This is a genomic window from Nocardia sp. CA-084685 (assembly GCF_050955785.1).
In the GTDB taxonomy this organism is placed as follows: domain Bacteria; phylum Actinomycetota; class Actinomycetes; order Mycobacteriales; family Mycobacteriaceae; genus Nocardia.
The window spans coordinates 8793490-8811629 of the sequence record NZ_CP192094.1; the positions used below are offsets into that span (position 1 = coordinate 8793490).

Consider the following 18140-nt stretch of genomic DNA (forward strand, 5'->3'; position numbering starts at 1 on the left):
AGCCGATGGGTTCGGTCGCACGCTACGAAACGCGCATCGGCGAGGTGGGGCTGACCCATGCGAGGGTGCCCGCATGAGTCTCGAGATTCGCGGACGGATCGTATCGGCGACATCCATCTTCGACGACGGCGTCGTGTCCGTACGGGCAGGCCGGATCGAGCGGGTGCGGTCGCTGACGGACTGGACTGTCGCGCATCCGGATTCGACCGTGCCACCCTTTTCCGGCACCGTACTGCCCGGCCTCGTCGATATTCACAACCACGGCGGATTCGGCCACCGCTTCGACACCGTCGACGCTGAGGAAGCCCGTGCGGCCGCGGAGTTTCATCACCGACGCGGCTCCACCACCGTGCTCGCCAGCGTTGTCACCGGCCCCGCGACCGATATGATCGCGCAGGTCGCGACGCTGCGTGCGTTGGCCGCGGACGGCATCGTCGCCGGGATCCATGCCGAGGGACCATTCCTGGCCGCCGCACGATGTGGTGCGCAGGACCCCCGATATCTGCGCGATCCCGATCTCGAGCTGACCGAACGCCTGCTCGCCGCCGCCGACGGCCATCTGCGGGTCATGACGCTCGCCCCGGAGCTGCCTGGATTCGATACAGTCGCCCAACGTCTTTCCGAACATGATGTGGTGGTGTCGCTCGGCCACAGCGACACCGACTTCACCCGGTTCCAGCAGGCACTGCGACCCAACGGATTCGGCAGTCTGGTCACGCATTTGGCGAATGGAATGCCGCCACTGCATCACCGAACGCCAGGCCCGGTGGCCGCCGGACTCGTCGCCGCGGCGCGGCGTCAGGTCGTCGTGGAGCTGATCGGCGACGGAGTGCATATCGACTCCGGTTTCGGCGCATTGGTTTTCGCGACCGCACCTGGACAGGTCGCGCTGATTACCGATGCGATGCAGGCCGCGGGTATGCCTGATGGCGAGTATCAGCTCGGTCCGCAAGTCGTCCACGTCGTCGATGGCGTGGCCAGGATATCCAATGGATCCATCGCGGGCGGCACCGCCAACCTGCTGCGATGCCTCGCCTGGGCGGTCAGAGAATGCGGTGTGCCATTGCGCGAGGCCGTGCTTGCCGCCACGTCCGTGCCCGCCGCGGCGGCCGGACTGACCGATGTTGGCGACCTCAGGGCCGACCATTTCGCCGACCTGCTGATAGTCGATGACAACCTAGAGTTGCGCCGGGTGCTCAGACGTGGACAGTTGTTGACGTGATCCTCACCGTGACAATGAATCCCGCCTACGACATGACCTACCGGGTAGAGCATTTCGAGCGCGGCCAGGCCCATCGGGTCCGTTCGGTCGAGCAGCGCATCGGCGGCAAGGGCATCAATGTGACGCGGGTGCTCAATCAGATCGGAAAATACGCCAGGGCAACAGGTTTCTCCGACCATGCCTTCGCCGCCGCCGCGGAGCTGGAAATGCCGGTCGACTTCGTGCACGCACTGCCATGGGTCCGGCGCACGGTGGTGATCAGCGAATCCAGTGACGGAACCGCGACCGCACTGTGGGAGCCCGGAGCGCGCGTCTCGAATCCACATGCCGCCGAGCAGCTCTCGGTCCGTGTGTCGGGCATGCTGCCCGATATCAACGGCCTGGTCATCTCCGGATCACTGCCGGGCGGTATCGCCCACGGCCTGCCGGCCGACATCGCGCGCACCGCCATCGCCGCCGGTGTCCCGACCATCTGTGATGTCGACGGCGAGGCATTGCGCTTGGCCGCGCAAGTACCCGGCATCGTGCTGATGCCGAATACCGAAGAGCTGGAACGGCTCACCGGACGGGTTCCGGTGACGCCGGACGAAGTCGTCACGGCCGCACTGCCGCTCATCGAACGGGGAGTGCGCGCGATCATCGCCACCCGCGGCGCCGAGGGCATGGTCGTGGTGACCGCCGATGGCGCGTGGTCGGCGGCGCTGCCCGAACCGCTCGCCGGAAATCCGACCGGCGCGGGTGATTCAGCGACCGCCGCGGTGATCGCGGCACTCTCGGATGCGAAAGACACCCCGGACTGGTCCGACGTGCTCGTCGACGCCGTCGCGACCTCGGCCGCCGCGGTGGTCATCCCAGTCGCCGGTGAAATCGATCGCCGGGTGCGCACCCAGATCGCACCGACGGTGATCGTCGAACGACTAGCTACCCCGCAGGAGACCGCACCATGACCTCTAGAACCGTCGCGGACCTTATCGCGGCCGCCAGTCCGGGAGGTCTCGGCGCCTTCAATGTGATCACCATCGAACATGCCGAAGCCATCGCCGCGGCCGCCGAGACGGCGAAACGGCCCGTACTGCTTCAACTTTCGCAGAATACGGTGCACTACCACGGCAATCTGGCCCCGATCACGTTGGCCTGCCTACGTATTGCCGCTGACAGCAGCGCGGATATCGCCGTACACCTGGACCATGCCACCTCGTTCGAACTCATCCGCACCGCGGTCGATCTCGGCATCGGCTCGGTAATGTACGACGGCTCCACTCTCGACTACGCCGAAAATGTCGCCGCCACCGCGGATATCGTCAGTTGGTGCCATGACCGCGATGTCTTCGTCGAGGCCGAGCTCGGCGAGGTGGGCGGTAAGGACGGTGCACACGCCCCCGGTGTGCGCACCGATCCGGACGAGGCCGTCGAATTCGTCGCGGCCACCGGCGTTGACGCCCTCGCCGTGGCCGTCGGCTCCTCGCACGCCATGCAAACCCGCACGGCCGAACTCGATAACGACCTGATTGCCCGACTGGCCGCGAAAGTTCCCGTCCCCCTTGTGCTGCACGGCTCCTCCGGCGTCCCCGATGCGGGTCTGCGCGCCGCAGTCGCGCAGGGCATGACCAAAATCAATATCGCCACCAGGCTGAATGTCCTTGCCACCGAGGCGATCCGGACCGTGCTCGCGGACAGTCCCACCATTGCCGATCCGCGCAGGTACCTGCGGTCCGCCCGCGATGCGATCCAGTCCGAGGTCGAACATCTGCTGCGAGTGCTGGCCGGGTAGTTCTCGCCGACCCCGAAAATTATGGGCAGCCGTTGTTGGGCGGCGATGATACGATGGATTGCCTTTAGTTTAGCTAAGGATTTGCTGTCCGCTAGAGCTGTATCACCTGATGAAGGAATAACAACTCCATGGCTGTCATCCTGCAAACAGGAGAACAGCGCGCTGCCGGTGCGGGGACGCAACCCAAGGTCTCGCACAATTCAACGCTCAGTGCCGCAATCGTATTCGCCTCCCTGTCCATCGGCGCCTGGCTGCTATTTCTGCGGCCCAACTGGCAGATGTACTGGCACCAAGTCGATCTCCAGGTCTATATGTGGGGCGGTGCGGCCGCGGCGACTCATCCCGCGCTGCTGTACGACGGCCGCGGACCGCTCGGCCTGCCCTTCCTGTATCCCGTCTTCGCCGCGTGGATCTGTGCCGAACTGTCGCGATTCCCGATCAACTACATCGGGACCGGCGTCACGGTGCTCACCATGGTGTCCCTGTTCGTGAGCGTCTGGAGCGCCGCCAGACTTCAGCGGATCCGCCGTGGAACCGGTTTGCTGGCATTGAGCATCGCCGTCACCGGCGCCGCGATCTGGTTGGAGCCCGTCCAGCAGACATTCCGATTCGGTCAACTCAGCGCGATCCTCATGGCCTTGGTCCTGGCGGATCTCGCCATGCCCAAGCAGAGCCGATATCGGGGCATCCTCATCGGCATCGCGACCGGACTGAAGCTGACCCCGGCGGTCTTCATCGTCTATCTGCTCATCACCCGCCAGTTCCGGGCCGCCGCGATGGCCGCCGCGACCTTCGGCGCCACGGTGGCGATCGGCTTCTGGTATCGGCCGACCCAGGCGCTGCAGTTCTGGACCACGACCACGACCTCGCAGAGCAGAATCGGCTTCGCCTATGTGCAGAATCAGTCGATCAACGGCATGTTCGGCCGCCTGGAATGGTCGACCTGGAACGACACCACATCCTCGTTCGTCTGCGCCGGACTGCTCGGGCTGGCCGGAATGGCGGCGGCGCGGATCGCCCACCTGCGCGGTGACGAATTGCTCGGCGTACTGCTCGCGGCCACGGTAATGCTGCTGGTCTCGCCGATTTCCTGGACCCACTACTGGGTGTGGATCGCGCCCGCCCTGCTGTGGGTTATCCACGTGCTGCGCCATCGTCGGCTCGCCGTCCGGATCGCCGTACCCGCGCTCATCTATCTGTTCGTATTCGCCTGGCCGCTGCGGTCCGACCGGTTCGGCGCATGGGATCCGGACCTGCCACTGCTGCCGCAGGGGCTGATCTGGCAGGTACCGCAAACCGAGGGCCGCGAATTCCGTTGGACACTATGGCAATTCCTGCTCGGTGATTCGTATGCCCTGCTCGCCACCATCGCGCTGATCGCCGCCATCGTCTGGCTGATTCCGCTCCGGCCGACCGCTGCGCAGCCGCCCGACGAGGAGTTCCCGGACCGGCGGCGCGAGCGAGGGGTGGGCGCCGCCGGTCGGCGGGAAGACGGTCCGAGCAGTGAACCGCCGGGGTCGAGCGAATTGGAAGCCGTGGGGTAGGCCCCTTATTCACTGGAAGCCGCTTCTCATTCGCCGACACCGATCATCCTGCTCCGATCACCTCGAGAATGCTGGCAATCCAGCTGTGAATCGGCTGGGAACCGATCACCCCGCCGGTTGACGGGTGTGCCCGCGACTCGGCTGCCCTTGCGCTAATCGGCGGTTTCGGGATCGGTCAGTGGGGTGGCCAGCGGCCAGCCGCCCGCCGCCAGATGTGACGCGACCCTGGCGATATCGTGCGCATCCGGCTGTTCCTTCGCCATCCGCGCTATCGCCGCTTCGATATCGGCATGGCTGATCTCGCTGTCCGGATTGGAGTCCACCAGCTCCTCGGCGATCGCCACCACCTCGTAGTCGGTCAGATGGCGGTGCAGCACCGCGAACAGGGCGACATAGTCCGACCGCGGAATCCCCTGTGGATAACCGGCGCGCAGCCAGCCGATGACCCGGCCGAGTAGATTCGGCCGGACCTGAGCGGATTTCGCTGGATCAGTCACGATTCGCCCTCCTCATGCGCCGAACAGATGAATACCGAATTTTGCCGCAAGGAATGCCTTCGCGGTGTAAAGAATTCCAGTGACGATCGCGACGACGATCAGCGCGAAGCAGGCGTAGGCACCGGCCAGTGCCGGATAATGGCGTTGGGCGCCACCACCTTCCGCGGGCACGGTCTCGGCAACCGACCAGAGCCGAACCCCGACGGCGAAGACGATCGGCAGACCGGCACCGAGCACCAGACCCGCGACGGTCACCTTCCACAGCGCGTTCAGATTCGTGACGAGTGTGTGCACGATATGGCTCCTCAGACCTGCGCCGAACGACTATTGGGTCCCGGCGCGGTCGCGTTGTGCCCCTGCGCGGTCGCATCGGTTCCCTGCGCGGGCGATCCGCCTCGCGGCGAGCGCCCGTCTTGCGCGACCGGCGCGGTGTCCTTGGCGACCTCGGTGCCGGAGTCCGGCGTGTCGCCCGGCCACTCGTTGACATTGGTGGTGTCCACCGGATCCCGCCGCGACCGCAGATACATCACCAGCGACAGCGCGATCAGGAGTGCGAATACCACCAGCACACCGGGCAATCCGCCGATGAAATGCGCGATCGCCCAGCAGATGGCACCGGCCACACCGGCGAGCGGCAACGTCAACAGCCAGGCGACCGTCATCCGGCCCATCACACCCCAGCGCACCTCCGCACCCTTGCCGAGCCCGGTGCCGAGAATGGATCCGGTCGCGGTCTGCGTGGTCGACAGCGGCAGGCCGAAGTGAGCCGAGGTGAGGATGATGGCGGCGGAGGAGGATTCGGCGGCCAGCCCCTGCGGCGAGTCGATTTCGACCAGCCCTTTGCCGAGGGTGCGGATGATCCGCCAGCCGCCGAGGTAGGTGCCCGCCGCGATGGCGACGGCACAGGCCGCCATCACCCACAGCGGCATTTCGTCGTTCTTGGTCAATGTGCCGTGCGCGACAAGTGCCAGGAAGATCACGCCCATGGTCTTCTGTGCGTCATTGGTGCCGTGCGCCAGCGAGACCAGTGACGCCGAACCGATCTGGCCCCAGCGGAAGCCCTCGTTCACCTTGTCGGGATCGGACTTTCCGGTGATCCGGTAGATGCCCCAGGTGCCGATGGCGGAGACCAGTGCGGCCACGATCGGCGCGAGCAGGGCGGGCAACACGATCTTGGTCAGCACGCCGTCCGCGCCGTGCGCCCAGATCACCCCGCCCCAGCCCAGTGCGGCGATGGTGGCGCCGATCAGGCCGCCGAACAATGCGTGCGAGGAACTCGACGGCAAGCCGAACAGCCACGTCAGCAGATTCCACAGAATGCCGCCGACCAGACCAGCGAACACGATGATGAGCAGCGCTTCGCCCTGCACCGCATCGAGCCGGACGATGCCCTTGGCCACCGTCGCGGCGACGGCGACCGACAGGAATGCGCCGAGCAGATTCAGCACCGCGGATACCGCGACCGCGATCCGTGGCCGCAGCGCGCCGGTGGCGATCGAGGTCGCCATGGCATTGGCGGTGTCGTGGAAGCCGTTGGTGAAATCGAATGCGAGTGCCGTGACGATGACGATAAGGAGTACCAAGAGGTCCGCGCTCACCCCTCCAGTGTGCGGCACTCGCGATCCGGATTGCCATGCGGTTGCCGCTTGTCGGGACGCATTTCCGATCGGTTACCGTGAATCTTCGCTCTACCTGTTGATCTTCGAGCAGCCGACCGCGGCGGGCGCACCCGCGAAGCGTTGATCGATCCAGGAATCGGCGGCCCGAGCCCCGACATTGCCGACGATCAGATGCTCGCCGGGATAGGCCTCGAAGCGCACCGCAACCCCCAACCGGCACCAGTCGTCGTAGAGGTGCTCGGCCCCGGCGAATGGCAGCCAGAACTCGTTGATGCCGTGATACAGGAAGACCGGCACCCGCGGTGCGGCAGTGCCGAGGCGGTTCTCGGCCAGGATCTCCCTGATCATCGGCAGTTTCGTCGGGTGCGGCACGTCGGTGAGTGTTTCCGCGGGTATCGGCGCGAGCGCACCGAGCAATGCGGCGTCGAGAAAGCAGAGATCCTTCGCGAAGTGCGAGAGCCGCCAACCGTTGTCGTTGAACAGTGCCATCATCTCCGGATACTCCCTGGCCAGCCCGAGGGTTGCGGCCAGGAATACACCGGTGGCGGCATTGGCGCCGTTCATCGTGTCGATCAACATGCCGAAGTCGGCGGGCACGCCACCGACCACCGCACCGACGAGATTCAGCTCGCCCGCGTACACCGGTGCGAGTTGCGCCGCCCAGCCCGAGGCGATGGCACCGCCGGAGTACCCGGCCACGATAGTGGGCGCATCGGGCGACAGCCCCAACTCCTGCGTCTGCACGGCAGCGCGTATCGAGTCCAGCACGGCATGTCCGGCCATGCGACCTGCCGCATATGCCTGTCGCGGGCCCTGGTGATCGGGCACGATCACCGCGTAGTTCTTCGACAGCGGCACCTGCACCGAGCGCAGACCGGCCGCCAGTCCCATCTTGAGCTGCTGCGACGGCGCACAGAGGTTGCCGAGTGAATCGATCGGCACATTGTTGGCGACGAGCGGGCGGGGTCCCGAACCCTGCCACGGTGTCGATGGCACGAGCAAGGTGGCGACCACCGGCACCGGACGGCCCTTGGCATCGGTCGATCGGATCAGCAGTTCGGTGGCGGTGAGCGGCGTCGGCTTCAACCCGATATCGACGACACGGGCCGCGGCCACCGCGCCAGGACGCAGGTTTTCGAAACCCCGCGGCGGTGTGTAGAAGGGATCATCCAGCGGGGTGGGCATGACCGAGGCGGGATCACGCGCGGGATGCAGGAAATCGGCCGTCGGGTTCGGGTCCGCCGCAGCCGTTCCCGGCGCCGCCATACCGACCGCCGCTACCACCCCGATACAAGTCACCGCACCGAGGACCTTCCGCATCGGCCGACCGATGGCCGACCCCGTCTCTTGTTTTCGTGCTGTACCGAGCAACGCCGAGTCCCCGTTTCCGCGCGTGTACCGGACTGAACCGGAGCCAGTCTGGCCTATGACCAGCTCGAACACCGGGAACCGGACGGCACGGTCGGCATAACAATTCTGTTGGCGGCGGACACTCGACCGAACAACCATCGGTGCCCCGTCCAGAGAGGTTGCTTCGCTATCAGCTCCGGCTGCGCGCCGAGCGCAGTCGAAACGCGTCTCGTCGCGCCGTCCGGCACCGCGTTTCGACTGCGCCCGACGCGATGGTGCTCGGGTGCCACACAATCCGCCCGAGTTCGGATCCGGCAACTCGGCGGACGGGCGGCTACGAGGCCGATTCGGTTACGGCAGGAGCGCGCGGACCGTTTCGATGGTGTCGGCATCGGCGGCGGATTTATCCGGTCGATAGCGCACGACGCGGGCGAAGCGCAGTGCGACGCCGCCCGGATAGCGCGGACTCACCTGGACGCCGTCGAGAGCGATCTCCACCACGAGTTCCGGCCAGAGGTAGACGGTGTATTCGTCGCGGGCACGCTCGTGCCTCGGGAATTCCGCGGTCTGCCACTGCAGTAGCGCATCGGTGAGGCCCTTGAAAGTCTTGCCGACCATCACCGGATCGCCGGTCTCCGGATCACGCGCGCCGAGATGCAGATTCGACAGATATCCGGTGCGACGGCCGTAACCCCATTCCGCGCCGAGCACAAGCAGGTCGAGGGTGTGTGTCGGCTTGATCTTCAGCCAGGACCGGCCGCGGCGGCCCGCGGCATAGTTTGCGCTCAACGACTTGACCATGACGCCCTCGTGTCCGGCGGCCAGCGCGCCGTCGAAGTATTCCGCGGCCGCCTCGGCGTCGGGTCGGATCAGCGCCGGGATGCTGTGCGCGGCCGCCACACTGGTCAGCGCTGTACGGCGCTTGTGCAGCGGGGCGTCGAGCAGATCCTCGCCGTTGAGATGCAGACAGTCGAAGAAGTACGGATGCAGCAGCAATTCCCTGGTCGAGCTGACCTCGGCGAAGCGGCTCATCGTTTCCTGGAACGGACGCGGCCTTCCGGAATCGTTGAGCGCCAACGTTTCTCCGTCCAGCACCACACTCGCGCAATTGAGCTGAGCGACCAGATCGACCAGTTCCGGCACACCGGCGGTGATATCGCGCAGCGTCCTGGTGAATACCCATACCCGCGAGCCCTCGCGGTGCACCTGGATACGCGCGCCGTCCAGTTTGTGCTCGACGCTCACCTCGTCACCGAATTCGGCCATCGCCTCGTCCAGCGTCGCACCGGGCGAGGCGAGCATGGGTTGGATCGGGCGGCCGATCTCGAGCCGGAATTCGCTCAGTGCCTCGGCCCCACCGGTCAGCGCGGCGACGGCCGTGACCGGCAGCTGCCCCGACAGCATGTACGCCCGGCGGACCAGCTCGATCGGGACCGCAGCGGCCACCGCGACCGCCTCGGCGACGATTGCGGTCAGCGCGCCTTGGCGCAGCTCACCGCCGAGCAGCCGCATCAGGAAGGCCTGCTGGTCGGCGGTCGCGGCGGTCCACAAACCGCGCAGCAATGCCCTGCGCCGGTTCGTCGAGCCGGGGCCTGAGGTAGTGGCCAATTCGCTGAGTGTGTTGTCCACCGACGAAACCGTCAGCGTCGCAAGCTCACTCGGCTCGCATTCGAGTGCGGTAAGGGTGCGCCAGCCGGTGCCGATGCGCCCCTGCCGTAGTTCACCGGAAACCCATGCGACCACTGGCTCCAGCTCATCCGGGGCAGCGGCGGACAACAGCGCGGCCAGCGTCGCGATCTTCGTCTTGCGGGACCGGGTCGCCCGGACGGTCTCCGAGGCCTGCACGACATCCGAGAACAGCATCACTCGAAGGTAACCCGCCCCTGTGACATATCGCTCAGCTCTGCTGCTAATTACCCATTGGCAGGTTTGCGAATCCCTCATAAACTGGACATATGGCCAAGACTTACGTCGGGGCGCGGCTTCGTCAGCTGCGGACCGAACGCGGGCTGAGCCAGGTCTCACTCGCCCAGAAGCTGGAGATCTCGGCGAGTTACCTCAACCAGATCGAACACGATGTGCGCCCGCTCACCGTACCGGTACTGCTGCGGATCAGCGAAGTGTTCGGCGTCGACGCGACCTTTTTCTCTTCCCAGGACGACACCCGGCTCATTGCCGAACTTCAAGAGGTCGTCATGGACCAGGAGCTCGGCATCGAGGCCGATACCCAGGAAATCGCGGATATGGTCTCCGCACATCCGAGCATGGCGCGCGCACTGGTCAATATGCACAACCGGTACCGCAACACTTCCGCGCAGTTGGCCGCCGCCACCGAGGACCGCTTCGCCGACGGCTCCGGCAGCGCGGCGATCAGCAAACCGCACGAGGAAGTACGCGACTTCTTCTACCAGCGACAGAACTACATCCACGAATTGGATACCGCCGCAGAGGAACTCACCGCCCGCATCCGCTTACACGGCGGGGATGTGAACAGTGAGATCGCCCGCCTGCTGCGCGCCCACGATGTGAGCATTGTCGAGCGCATAGATCTCGGCGAGGGCGTCTTGCACCGCTACGACCCACAGACCCAGCGCCTCGAAATCGCGCCACACCTGTCCGGCGGCCAGCGCACCTTCAAACTCGCCGCGGAACTCGCCTACTTCGAATGCGGGGATCTGCTCGAAAAGCTGGTGGAGGAGGGCAATTTCGCCACCGAGGACACCCGCAAGCTGGCCATGCTCGGACTAGCGAACTATTTCGCCGCGGCAACCGTATTGCCCTACACACACTTTCACGAGGTCGCCGAGGATTTCCGGTACGACATCGAGCGCCTGTCGGCCTTCTTCACCCAGAGTTACGAGACCATCTGCCATCGCCTATCGACCCTGCAGCGGCCCAAACTGCGCGGCGTGCCGTTCTCCTTCGTGCGCGTGGACCGCGCGGGGAATATGTCGAAACGCCAGTCCGCCACCGGTTTCCACTTCTCCTCCAGCGGTGGCACCTGCCCGCTGTGGAATGTCTACGAGACCTTCGCCTATCCGGGCAAGATCATGACGCAGATCGCCCAGATGCCCGACGGGCGCAAGTACCTGTGGGTCGCCCGCACCGTCGAACGCCGCGCGACCCGATACGGGCAGGCCAGCAAGACCTTTGCGATCGGACTGGGTTGCGAGCTGCGCCACGCTGGTCGCGTCGTATACGCCGACGGCATCGATCTGGACGAGGCGAAGGCAACGCCGATCGGTGCGGGCTGCCGGGTCTGCGAACGCGCCAATTGCCCGCAGCGTGCGTTCCCGCCGCTGGGCAAAGTCCTCGATATCAGCGAGCATCGAAGCTCGGTTTCCCCGTACGTCCTCAAGTGAGGCGGTGCCGCCTACGCGGTATCGGAACCCTCGCGGTCCGGCATACCAGGCGGAGGCGGCGCGGCGAGCGCTCGGCCGACATCGGCGAATCCGATGTCGGCCGAGCGCATTCGACTAAGCAGGCGGCGACGAACGCTGGATCCGTACCCCGAACAGAGTCAGGCCGAGCGCCGCGACCAGCAGGGTGGCCAGGGTCCACGCCAGCACCGAAAAGCCGTGGGGCGCGGCGGCCGCGGCCACCAGCGGTCCGGCGGTGGCACCGACGTAGAAGCTGAACATGGCGACCGAGGAAGCGGCGGCGCGAGCCTCACCGCCCAGCTCCCCCGCCGACTGCAAGACCGCGGGCGCGATGACGCCGAGCCCGCCGACCAGCACGGCGAGCAGGATGGTGAGGACCGCGAGGTGGGTGCCTTCGAAAGTGGCGATCACCATGGCGGTCGCTGCGACCAACACGCCGAGCACCATCTGGCCCGGCTTGGTCAGGCGCGAAAGCGGGATGGCCAACAGCGGCAGTGCGAACATCACCGGCAGCGCACCCGCACGCAGTGCGAGCAGTTCACCGGAACCCCTGACCAATCCAGTGATTTCGATGCCGGTGTAGACACCGACCATGACCGCCATGGCCAGCGCGCCCGCGGCCAGCATCGGCAGCAGCGCCTTGATGCGCAGCACGGCCGGAATCGCGGCGTAACTGTGCACGAGTGGCTTGTCGCGGCCGGTCGGAGCGTCATCGAGCATGACCGCACGCAGCACGAATGCGAGCGCCACGAACACGACCGCCGAACCGATGAACATGGTGCGCCACGGGAACGCGGCGACGACGGCCTGCGAGGCGATCTGCGCCAGCACCGTGGCGGCCAGGAACGAGGTGGCCACCGACATGGTGACTACCGCGCGATGCGTCGGTGCGATGCGGGTGGCGATATAGGCCATGATCGCGGGCGGTATCGAACCGACGACAAGTCCCTGTGCGACGCGCAGACCGACCGCGATCGGCGCACTGACCGATAAGCCGGTCAATAGCGTGACCACCGCAGCGACGATCATGCCAGTGACCAGTACCCGACGGTGGCCATACCGATCCGAGAGCGGACCGAACAGCACGAAGCCGCCCGCATAGCCGAAGGCGAAGGCGCTGATGATCCAGGTCATTACGCCCGCGCCCACATTCCAGTCGGCCTTCATCGCCGTGAACAGGGGAATCGGGATGTACATCTGGCCGGTGGCCAGCAGAGCGGACAGAACGAAAACAGGGAGGGTGCGCCCGGTGTGCGCGCGTGGTGACGCGCTGCGAGTGCGTGCCCGAGCCGGGATATCGGCCGGAAGCTGAAGAGTCGGCGTTGCCATGTGGACGAAGTTAGGCCCATGACACGGTGGTTGTCAACCAAATAGTTGGTTTAATGGGATGGTAAAGTCGCGGTCATGACGGTCACCATGAAACGCAGCGACGCGACCAAGCAGGCCTTGCTGCGCGCCGCGCGCGACGAATTCGCCGAATACGGCCTGGCCGGCGCGCGGGTGGACCGGATCGCCGAAGCGGCCGGGGTGAACAAGGAGCGCATCTACGGCCTGTTCGGCAGCAAGGACAAACTCTTCGACGTCATCCTGATCGACACCATGCGCGAATTCCTGGATGTGGTCCAACCCCTTGCCGAGACCGAACCCGGCGAGTATGTGGGCAAGCTGTTCGACTATCACCGCGAAAATCCGCAATTACTCAGGCTTCTGCTCTGGGAGGGACTGCACCGCGGCACCGACGCGCACGATATCGACGGCTGGCGCGCCCAGCACTACCTGCGGAAATTCGACCGCGCCAAGGAGCAGTTCGATGTCGACGCCAGTCACGCGGGCCGCCTGCTGCTGGCCCTGTGCGGCCTGTCCAACTGGAGCCTCGCGGTCCCGCAGACCACCCGGCTGCTGCTCGGCGCGGATGCCGAGAATCAGGGTGCGACCCGCGAATTCATGATGGAGTTCGCCAGGGCGGCGATGCGAACGGATAAGTCGGTCCCGCACCGCGAGCCGGTCAATGAGTTGACCACCGAATCGGACAGCGGGGTTGACGGCGCTGCCACGGGCGTCGATCCCGTAGACCGCGCGGCGCAACGGCTACGCGCGGCCCAGGCCGCCGCCGATGCGGCCCGCGACGAACTCGCCGCCGCACTGCGCGACGCCCACGCCGAAGGCACCAGCGCCAACCAACTCGCCCGTCAGGTCTCGGGCACCCTGTCCCGCCCTGTCGTCCTGAAGCTTCTAGCCGACTGATCGCATTTCCGATCTGGCCATACCTGCGACAACTCGGCTTCAAAGCCACCCTCCTAGCACTGGTGTACGGGATGGTCGCCTGGGCCGCGCGGCGGGTTTCGATCGCGATCGTGGCGAACACCTCACCCGACTTCGGCGAACCCGCCGTGATCATCGGCGGCCTCATGTCGCGGTCGCGCTACGCGCTCGCGCCGATCGTGAAATGCTTACTGACCGAAGAGTCAATCCCGCACGGCACGTGAGAGTTTCGTGAACTCGATCGCCTGCTGGGCACGCGCGAGTACGTGCGTTCGCGAGCTTCCGATGTGTGCGGTGAGGGTGCGCAGCGCGGCATTCGGATCACCCGCGAGCAGGTGTTCGGCGATAGCGATGTGCTCGGCGGTCATGGTGGCGATCCGCTCCGGCGTCGGCAGGTCCAGGGTGCGGACCGGGCGGACCCGGACGTACACGCCGGTCAGTGCGTCCGCCAGCGCCGCATTGCCCGCCGCCGCGAGCAGACTCGTGTGGAACTGTTCGTCCGCGGCGACCAGCGCGGGTCCCGGCTCGGGCGGATCGTCGCGAAATCCGCGCCAGACATCGAGTTCCGCACGCACCAGCGACGAGTCGTGCATTGGTGCTGGTTCGCCGACGATACCGATGACGCGCTGAATTCCCCTGGTCTCCAAAACAATCCGTAGCTCGTAGAGATTGCCCAGCTCCTCCAATCGCGGTCGATACGGGTAGAGCCCGTCGGCGTGCCGCTCCACCAGCCCGTCGGCCTGCAGCCGGGCGAGTGCTTCCCGCACGGGGGTGCGCGAAACCCCGTAGGTCTCGGCGAGGCGTTCCTCGCCGAGCCGTTCGGTGGGCACGATCGACCCCGTGGCCAGGTCCCGCCGCAGCGATTCGTAAACCCGCTCGCTGAGCGGCACCCGCCCCCTGCGCGTCATGGCGGCCAGCTCAGATCGCCATCGCCGAGCGAACCGAGGTCTCCGCGCCCGCTCCGCCTTCACCGGTGGATGTCACACGGCCGGACTGCAGCACGTAATAGCGTTGCGCCGCTTGCAGTGCGAAGCCGATGTGCTGTTCCACCAGCAGCACGCTGAGTCCGCCACGACCGGTCAATTCGATGATGATGCGCTCGATTTCGGCCACGACGGACGGCTGGATGCCCTCGGTCGGCTCATCGAGAATCAGCAGCTTCGGCTCGGTGATCAGCGCCCTCGCGATCGCCAATTGCTGTCGTTGACCGCCGGATAGCAGGCCCGCCTTGCGATTCAACAGTTCACGCAATGCCGGAAACAGATCGAGCGATTCGTCGATCAAGGCCTTACCGCATTTACGGCCGTCGGCGACGACCTGCAGATTCTCGGCGGTGGTGAGCTGCGGGAAACTCTGTTGCCCCTGCGGCACATACGCGATACCGCGTTTGACCCGACGCGACGGCGACATTTTGGTGATCGCCTCACCGTTGAAGTTGATCTGTCCGGATTTGCTGCCGATCAGACCGACGGCCGTGCGCAACAGCGTGGTTTTGCCCGCGCCGTTGTGGCCCATGATCGCCACCACGCTGTCATCCGCGACGGTGATCGAGACGCCGTGGATCACCTCGGTCCGGCCGTAACCCGAATGGATGTCGATGAGTTCAAGCATCGGCGGACTCCTTTGCGGTCAGCTCCTGCGCGCTCTGCGCGTCTTCGAGTTCGGTGCCGATGGCAGCGGCGGTGCCGAGATAGACCTCTTGTACCTTCGGATCGGCCTGCACCTGTTCCACGGTGCCCTCACTGAGTACCTTGCCCGCGGCAAGCACGGTCACCGAGCTCGCGAAGGAACGCATGAAATCCATATCGTGCTCGACCACCAGGACGATGCGCTCACCGCCGATGCGCCGCAACAGATTTCCGGTTTCCTCGCGCTCTTCGGCGCTCATCCCCGCCACCGGTTCGTCGAGCAGCAACACCGAGGCGTTCTGCACCAGCAGCATGCCGATTTCCAGCCACTGCTTCTGCCCGTGCGCCAGCACACCGGCGGGCTTGTCGCGCAGCTCGCCGAGACCGGTGATCTCCAGCGCCTCTTCGATACTCGGCAAGACCGACTTTCTCCGGCGCAACAGCGTCAGCGCCGAACGCCCCGCACCCGCCGCGATATCGAGATTCTGCAGCACACTGAGTTGCTCGAAAACGCTTGCCGTCTGGAAGGTTCGGCCGATGCCGAGCCTGGCGATCTGATGCACCTTCTTGCCGAGGAATTCGACGCCGGACTTCTGTGCCGATCCGGTAGCGGGCACCAGGCCGGTGATCGCATCGATGAGCGTGGTCTTACCTGCGCCATTGGGACCGATCAAGAATCGCAGATCACCTTGCAGCACAGTGAGATCCACATCCGATACCGCGTTGAACCCGTCGAAGCTCACCGAGAGACCGCGGATTTCGAGGTACTCACTGGACATACCCGCGTTGCCGCCCGGCTTCGGGTCGTGTGCGCTCATCGCGATTCCACCTTCTCCTCGGTCACGACTTCGGGCAGCGTTTCATCCACAACTGCCCGAGCATGCGCGGGGGCCGCACGAAACTTACTGCCCAGCCACCCCTGCACCATCGGCCACACCCCCGCCAGACCCGCCGGAATGAACCCGACGACCACGATGAACAGCACGCCTTGCAGATAGGTCCAGCTGGAAGGGAACTCTTCCGAGAGCGCGGTCTGCGCCCAGGCGACACCGATCGCGCCGAGTACCGGACCGAGCAGTGTCGTCCGCCCGCCGATCGCCACACCGATAATGAATGCGATGGACGGCACCACGCCGATATCGGCGGGCGAGATGATACCAACGATCGGGGTGAACAGCGCACCCGCGATGCCAGCGAAGAATGCTGCGACCACATACGCCACGATCTTGATATTGGCCGGATCGTAGCCGAGGAAGCGCACCCGCTCCTCCTGATCGCGCACGGCGACAAGCAATTCGCCGTAGCGGCTGTGCATGAGCTGGCGGACCGCTGCGACTACCAGCAGTAAGGTGCCCGCCGCGATGAAGAACAGCATCTGCCGGTTCACCGGATCGGAGAGTTTGAAGCCGAAGAAGGCGCGGAAGTCCGAAAGTCCGGTGAATCCGCCGATCTTCTGCTGTCCGGTCAGCAGGATCGCGAGCGCCGCGGCCAAAGCCTGGCTCAGGATCGCGAAATACGTGCCCTTGACCCGGCGCTTGAACACGCCGTAACCGAGTGCCGCCGCGATCAGCGCGGGTAGCACCAGAATGCCGATGAGGGCGACCGGAGCCGACGCGAAAGGCCGCCAGAACGACGGCAATTCACGGATTCCGGCAATTTCCATGAACTCGGGCACCTCATTGTGCAACCGGGCCGCATCAGCCATCTGCAGATGCATCGCCATGATGTATGCGCCGATGCCGAAGAACACACCTTGCCCGAGCGTAAGCATTCCGCCACGGCCCCACGCCAATCCGATGCCCGCCGCCACGATCGCGAAGCACAGGAATTTGGCCAGCAGGTTGAGCCGGAAGTCACTGAGCACGGCGGGCGCGACCGCGAACAGCAAGATCGCGGCGACGATGAAGCCGCCCCACGCGGTCACGGAAGAATTTGCGCGCCAACGTTGTCCGAGTGTGGTCATGCCAGGCTCCTCGTCCGAACGGTGAATAGCCCCTGCGGACGAACCTGCAGGAAAATAACGATGATGACGAAGACAATCACCTTCGCGATCGAGGCCGTCGTCGAGTATTCGATATACGAATTCAGCAGGCCGAGCGCGAAGGCCGCGATCACGGTGCCCTTGATCTGCCCGAGCCCGCCGATCACGACGACCAGGAAGGCATCGATCAGATAGCTCTGTCCGATGGTCGGGCTGGTCGAACCGATCAGCGTCAGCGCGACGCCCGCGACCCCGGCCAGGCCGGAGCCGATGAAGAAGGTGCTGATATCGGTGACGCGGCTGGAGACGCCGCTGGTCTCGGCCAGACCACGGTTCTGCACGACCGCGCGAACGCGCCGACCGAGCGGGGTGGTCTTGAGCACGGTGGCCAGCGCGGTCACCGCGACGACCGCGAGCACGAGAATGAAGATGCGGGTCTTCGGCACCACCGCACCGACGATCGTGACACCGCCGCTGAGCCAATCGGGTGCGAGCACGTTCTTGGCGGGCGCGCCGAAGATGTCACGCGCGGCCTGCTGCAGCACGAGTCCCACACCGAAGGTGACGAGCAGGGTGTCCAGCGGCCGGTCGTACATCCACCGGATCAGACCCATTTCCAGAGCCGCCCCGAGCAGTCCGCCGACCAGGAAACCGACAAGCAGGGAAACGACCAGCGATACCCCGGTCGACGAGATGACCTTCTGCACAACATAGGTCGTGTAGCACCCGGCCATGATGAATTCGCCGTGCGCCATGTTGATCACGCCCATCTGACCGAAGGTCAGCGAAAGGCCCAGCGCCGCAAGCAGAAGTATGGATCCCAGACTCAGCCCGGTGAAGAGCTGGCCGATCAACACGTCCATATTTGGATTCCTAACGGGGTTTG

General features: G+C 65.5%; 18 protein-coding genes. 7 read left to right on the forward strand and 11 right to left on the reverse strand.

The genetic code is table 11. The features are described from left to right. The first annotated feature begins 73 nt into the window (after positions 1-73). The 4 genes from ACQP2U_RS38610 to ACQP2U_RS38625 all read left to right on the forward strand — a co-directional run bounded on the left by ACQP2U_RS38610 (position 74) and on the right by ACQP2U_RS38625 (position 4537). Positions 74-1222 carry an N-acetylglucosamine-6-phosphate deacetylase gene (locus tag ACQP2U_RS38610; RefSeq protein WP_433712083.1) on the forward strand — a complete coding sequence of 383 codons (1149 nt, stop codon included), beginning with the start codon at positions 74-76 and terminating at the stop codon, positions 1220-1222. Then, positions 1219-2169 carry a hexose kinase gene (locus ACQP2U_RS38615; RefSeq protein WP_433712085.1) on the forward strand — a complete coding sequence of 317 codons (951 nt, stop codon included), beginning with the start codon at positions 1219-1221 and terminating at the stop codon, positions 2167-2169. The genes ACQP2U_RS38610 and ACQP2U_RS38615 overlap by 4 nt, the downstream gene beginning before the upstream one ends. Then, positions 2166-2993, forward strand: coding sequence for a class II fructose-bisphosphate aldolase (locus tag ACQP2U_RS38620; protein ID WP_433712087.1), 828 nt, complete (start codon positions 2166-2168; stop codon positions 2991-2993). The genes ACQP2U_RS38615 and ACQP2U_RS38620 overlap by 4 nt, the downstream gene beginning before the upstream one ends. A gap of 128 nt (positions 2994-3121) precedes the next feature. Then, complete coding sequence (locus ACQP2U_RS38625) at positions 3122-4537, forward strand: glycosyltransferase 87 family protein (protein ID WP_433712089.1); 1416 nt, start codon at positions 3122-3124, stop codon at positions 4535-4537. A 152-nt stretch (positions 4538-4689) separates the two neighbouring features. Here the strand turns inward: ACQP2U_RS38625 and ACQP2U_RS38630 are convergent, their stop codons facing one another. The 5 genes from ACQP2U_RS38630 to ACQP2U_RS38650 all read right to left on the reverse strand — a co-directional run bounded on the left by ACQP2U_RS38630 (position 4690) and on the right by ACQP2U_RS38650 (position 9866). Next, the gene (locus ACQP2U_RS38630) at positions 4690-5034 is read right to left on the reverse strand and encodes a DUF3349 domain-containing protein (protein ID WP_433712091.1); all 345 of its coding nucleotides are present in this window, start codon (positions 5032-5034) and stop codon (positions 4690-4692) included. Between the two features lie 12 nt (positions 5035-5046). Next, on the reverse strand, positions 5047-5328 hold the full coding sequence (locus ACQP2U_RS38635; protein WP_433712092.1) for a hypothetical protein: 282 nt from the start codon (positions 5326-5328) through the stop codon (positions 5047-5049). Between the two features lie 11 nt (positions 5329-5339). Next, the gene (locus ACQP2U_RS38640; protein WP_433712093.1) at positions 5340-6632 is read right to left on the reverse strand and encodes an anion permease; all 1293 of its coding nucleotides are present in this window, start codon (positions 6630-6632) and stop codon (positions 5340-5342) included. 90 nt (positions 6633-6722) lie between these two features. Next, a complete protein-coding gene (locus ACQP2U_RS38645) occupies positions 6723-7952 on the reverse strand; it encodes a lipase family protein (protein ID WP_433712095.1) in 1230 nt (409 codons plus the stop codon). 402 nt (positions 7953-8354) lie between these two features. Further along, entirely contained in the window at positions 8355-9866 is a 1512-nt protein-coding gene (locus tag ACQP2U_RS38650; RefSeq protein WP_433712096.1) for an ATP-dependent DNA ligase, read from the reverse strand. 92 nt (positions 9867-9958) lie between these two features. Between ACQP2U_RS38650 and ramB the strand changes: the two genes are divergently transcribed. Continuing rightward, positions 9959-11365 carry an acetate metabolism transcriptional regulator RamB gene (ramB, locus tag ACQP2U_RS38655; RefSeq protein WP_433712098.1) on the forward strand — a complete coding sequence of 469 codons (1407 nt, stop codon included), beginning with the start codon at positions 9959-9961 and terminating at the stop codon, positions 11363-11365. 114 nt (positions 11366-11479) lie between these two features. Here the strand turns inward: ramB and ACQP2U_RS38660 are convergent, their stop codons facing one another. Further along, entirely contained in the window at positions 11480-12712 is a 1233-nt protein-coding gene (locus tag ACQP2U_RS38660; protein WP_433712100.1) for an MFS transporter, read from the reverse strand. A 75-nt stretch (positions 12713-12787) separates the two neighbouring features. Between ACQP2U_RS38660 and ACQP2U_RS38665 the strand changes: the two genes are divergently transcribed. Both ACQP2U_RS38665 and ACQP2U_RS38670 read left to right on the forward strand, forming a co-directional pair. Then, positions 12788-13627: a TetR/AcrR family transcriptional regulator gene (locus ACQP2U_RS38665; RefSeq protein WP_433712102.1), complete on the forward strand. Its 840-nt coding sequence runs from the start codon at positions 12788-12790 to the stop codon at positions 13625-13627. 71 nt (positions 13628-13698) lie between these two features. Beyond that, positions 13699-13869, forward strand: coding sequence for a hypothetical protein (locus tag ACQP2U_RS38670; protein WP_433712103.1), 171 nt, complete (start codon positions 13699-13701; stop codon positions 13867-13869). Here ACQP2U_RS38670 and ACQP2U_RS38675 read toward each other — a convergent pair. Genes ACQP2U_RS38675 through urtB form a run of 5 tightly spaced genes read right to left on the reverse strand, consistent with a single transcriptional unit; the run spans position 13849 to position 18117 of the window. Next, on the reverse strand, positions 13849-14553 hold the full coding sequence (locus ACQP2U_RS38675; protein WP_433712104.1) for a GntR family transcriptional regulator: 705 nt from the start codon (positions 14551-14553) through the stop codon (positions 13849-13851). The two genes, ACQP2U_RS38670 and ACQP2U_RS38675, sit on opposite strands and share 21 nt — an antisense overlap. Before the next feature lie 10 nt (positions 14554-14563). Further along, the gene (gene urtE / locus ACQP2U_RS38680) at positions 14564-15256 is read right to left on the reverse strand and encodes an urea ABC transporter ATP-binding subunit UrtE (RefSeq protein WP_433712105.1); all 693 of its coding nucleotides are present in this window, start codon (positions 15254-15256) and stop codon (positions 14564-14566) included. Next, positions 15249-16091: an urea ABC transporter ATP-binding protein UrtD gene (urtD, locus tag ACQP2U_RS38685; protein WP_433712107.1), complete on the reverse strand. Its 843-nt coding sequence runs from the start codon at positions 16089-16091 to the stop codon at positions 15249-15251. The genes urtE and urtD overlap by 8 nt, the downstream gene beginning before the upstream one ends. Further along, positions 16088-17236, reverse strand: a complete 1149-nt coding sequence (urtC, locus tag ACQP2U_RS38690; protein WP_433712108.1) for an urea ABC transporter permease subunit UrtC — start codon at positions 17234-17236, stop codon at positions 16088-16090. Before urtC ends, urtD begins: the two co-directional genes overlap by 4 nt. Then, a complete protein-coding gene (gene urtB, locus ACQP2U_RS38695) occupies positions 17233-18117 on the reverse strand; it encodes an urea ABC transporter permease subunit UrtB (RefSeq protein WP_397033677.1) in 885 nt (294 codons plus the stop codon). Before urtB ends, urtC begins: the two co-directional genes overlap by 4 nt. Positions 18118-18140: the final 23 nt, after the last annotated feature.

What these genes read in the sequence shown, in the direction of transcription:
- ACQP2U_RS38610 (WP_433712083.1), top strand. Translation starts at nt 74, where the DNA reads ATGAGTCTCGAGATTCGCGGACGGATCGTATCGGCGACATCCATCTTC.
- ACQP2U_RS38620 (WP_433712087.1), top strand. Translation starts at nt 2,166, where the DNA reads ATGACCTCTAGAACCGTCGCGGACCTTATCGCGGCCGCCAGTCCGGGA.
- ACQP2U_RS38625 (WP_433712089.1), top strand. Translation starts at nt 3,122, where the DNA reads ATGGCTGTCATCCTGCAAACAGGAGAACAGCGCGCTGCCGGTGCGGGG.
- ACQP2U_RS38650 (WP_433712096.1), bottom strand. Translation starts at nt 9,866, where the DNA reads ATGCTGTTCTCGGATGTCGTGCAGGCCTCGGAGACCGTCCGGGCGACC.
- ramB (WP_433712098.1), top strand. Translation starts at nt 9,959, where the DNA reads ATGGCCAAGACTTACGTCGGGGCGCGGCTTCGTCAGCTGCGGACCGAA.
- ACQP2U_RS38660 (WP_433712100.1), bottom strand. Translation starts at nt 12,712, where the DNA reads ATGGCAACGCCGACTCTTCAGCTTCCGGCCGATATCCCGGCTCGGGCA.
- ACQP2U_RS38665 (WP_433712102.1), top strand. Translation starts at nt 12,788, where the DNA reads ATGACGGTCACCATGAAACGCAGCGACGCGACCAAGCAGGCCTTGCTG.
- ACQP2U_RS38670 (WP_433712103.1), top strand. Translation starts at nt 13,699, where the DNA reads ATGGTCGCCTGGGCCGCGCGGCGGGTTTCGATCGCGATCGTGGCGAAC.
- ACQP2U_RS38675 (WP_433712104.1), bottom strand. Translation starts at nt 14,553, where the DNA reads ATGACGCGCAGGGGGCGGGTGCCGCTCAGCGAGCGGGTTTACGAATCG.
- urtE (WP_433712105.1), bottom strand. Translation starts at nt 15,256, where the DNA reads ATGCTTGAACTCATCGACATCCATTCGGGTTACGGCCGGACCGAGGTG.
- urtD (WP_433712107.1), bottom strand. Translation starts at nt 16,091, where the DNA reads ATGAGCGCACACGACCCGAAGCCGGGCGGCAACGCGGGTATGTCCAGT.
- urtC (WP_433712108.1), bottom strand. Translation starts at nt 17,236, where the DNA reads ATGACCACACTCGGACAACGTTGGCGCGCAAATTCTTCCGTGACCGCG.
- urtB (WP_397033677.1), bottom strand. Translation starts at nt 18,117, where the DNA reads ATGGACGTGTTGATCGGCCAGCTCTTCACCGGGCTGAGTCTGGGATCC.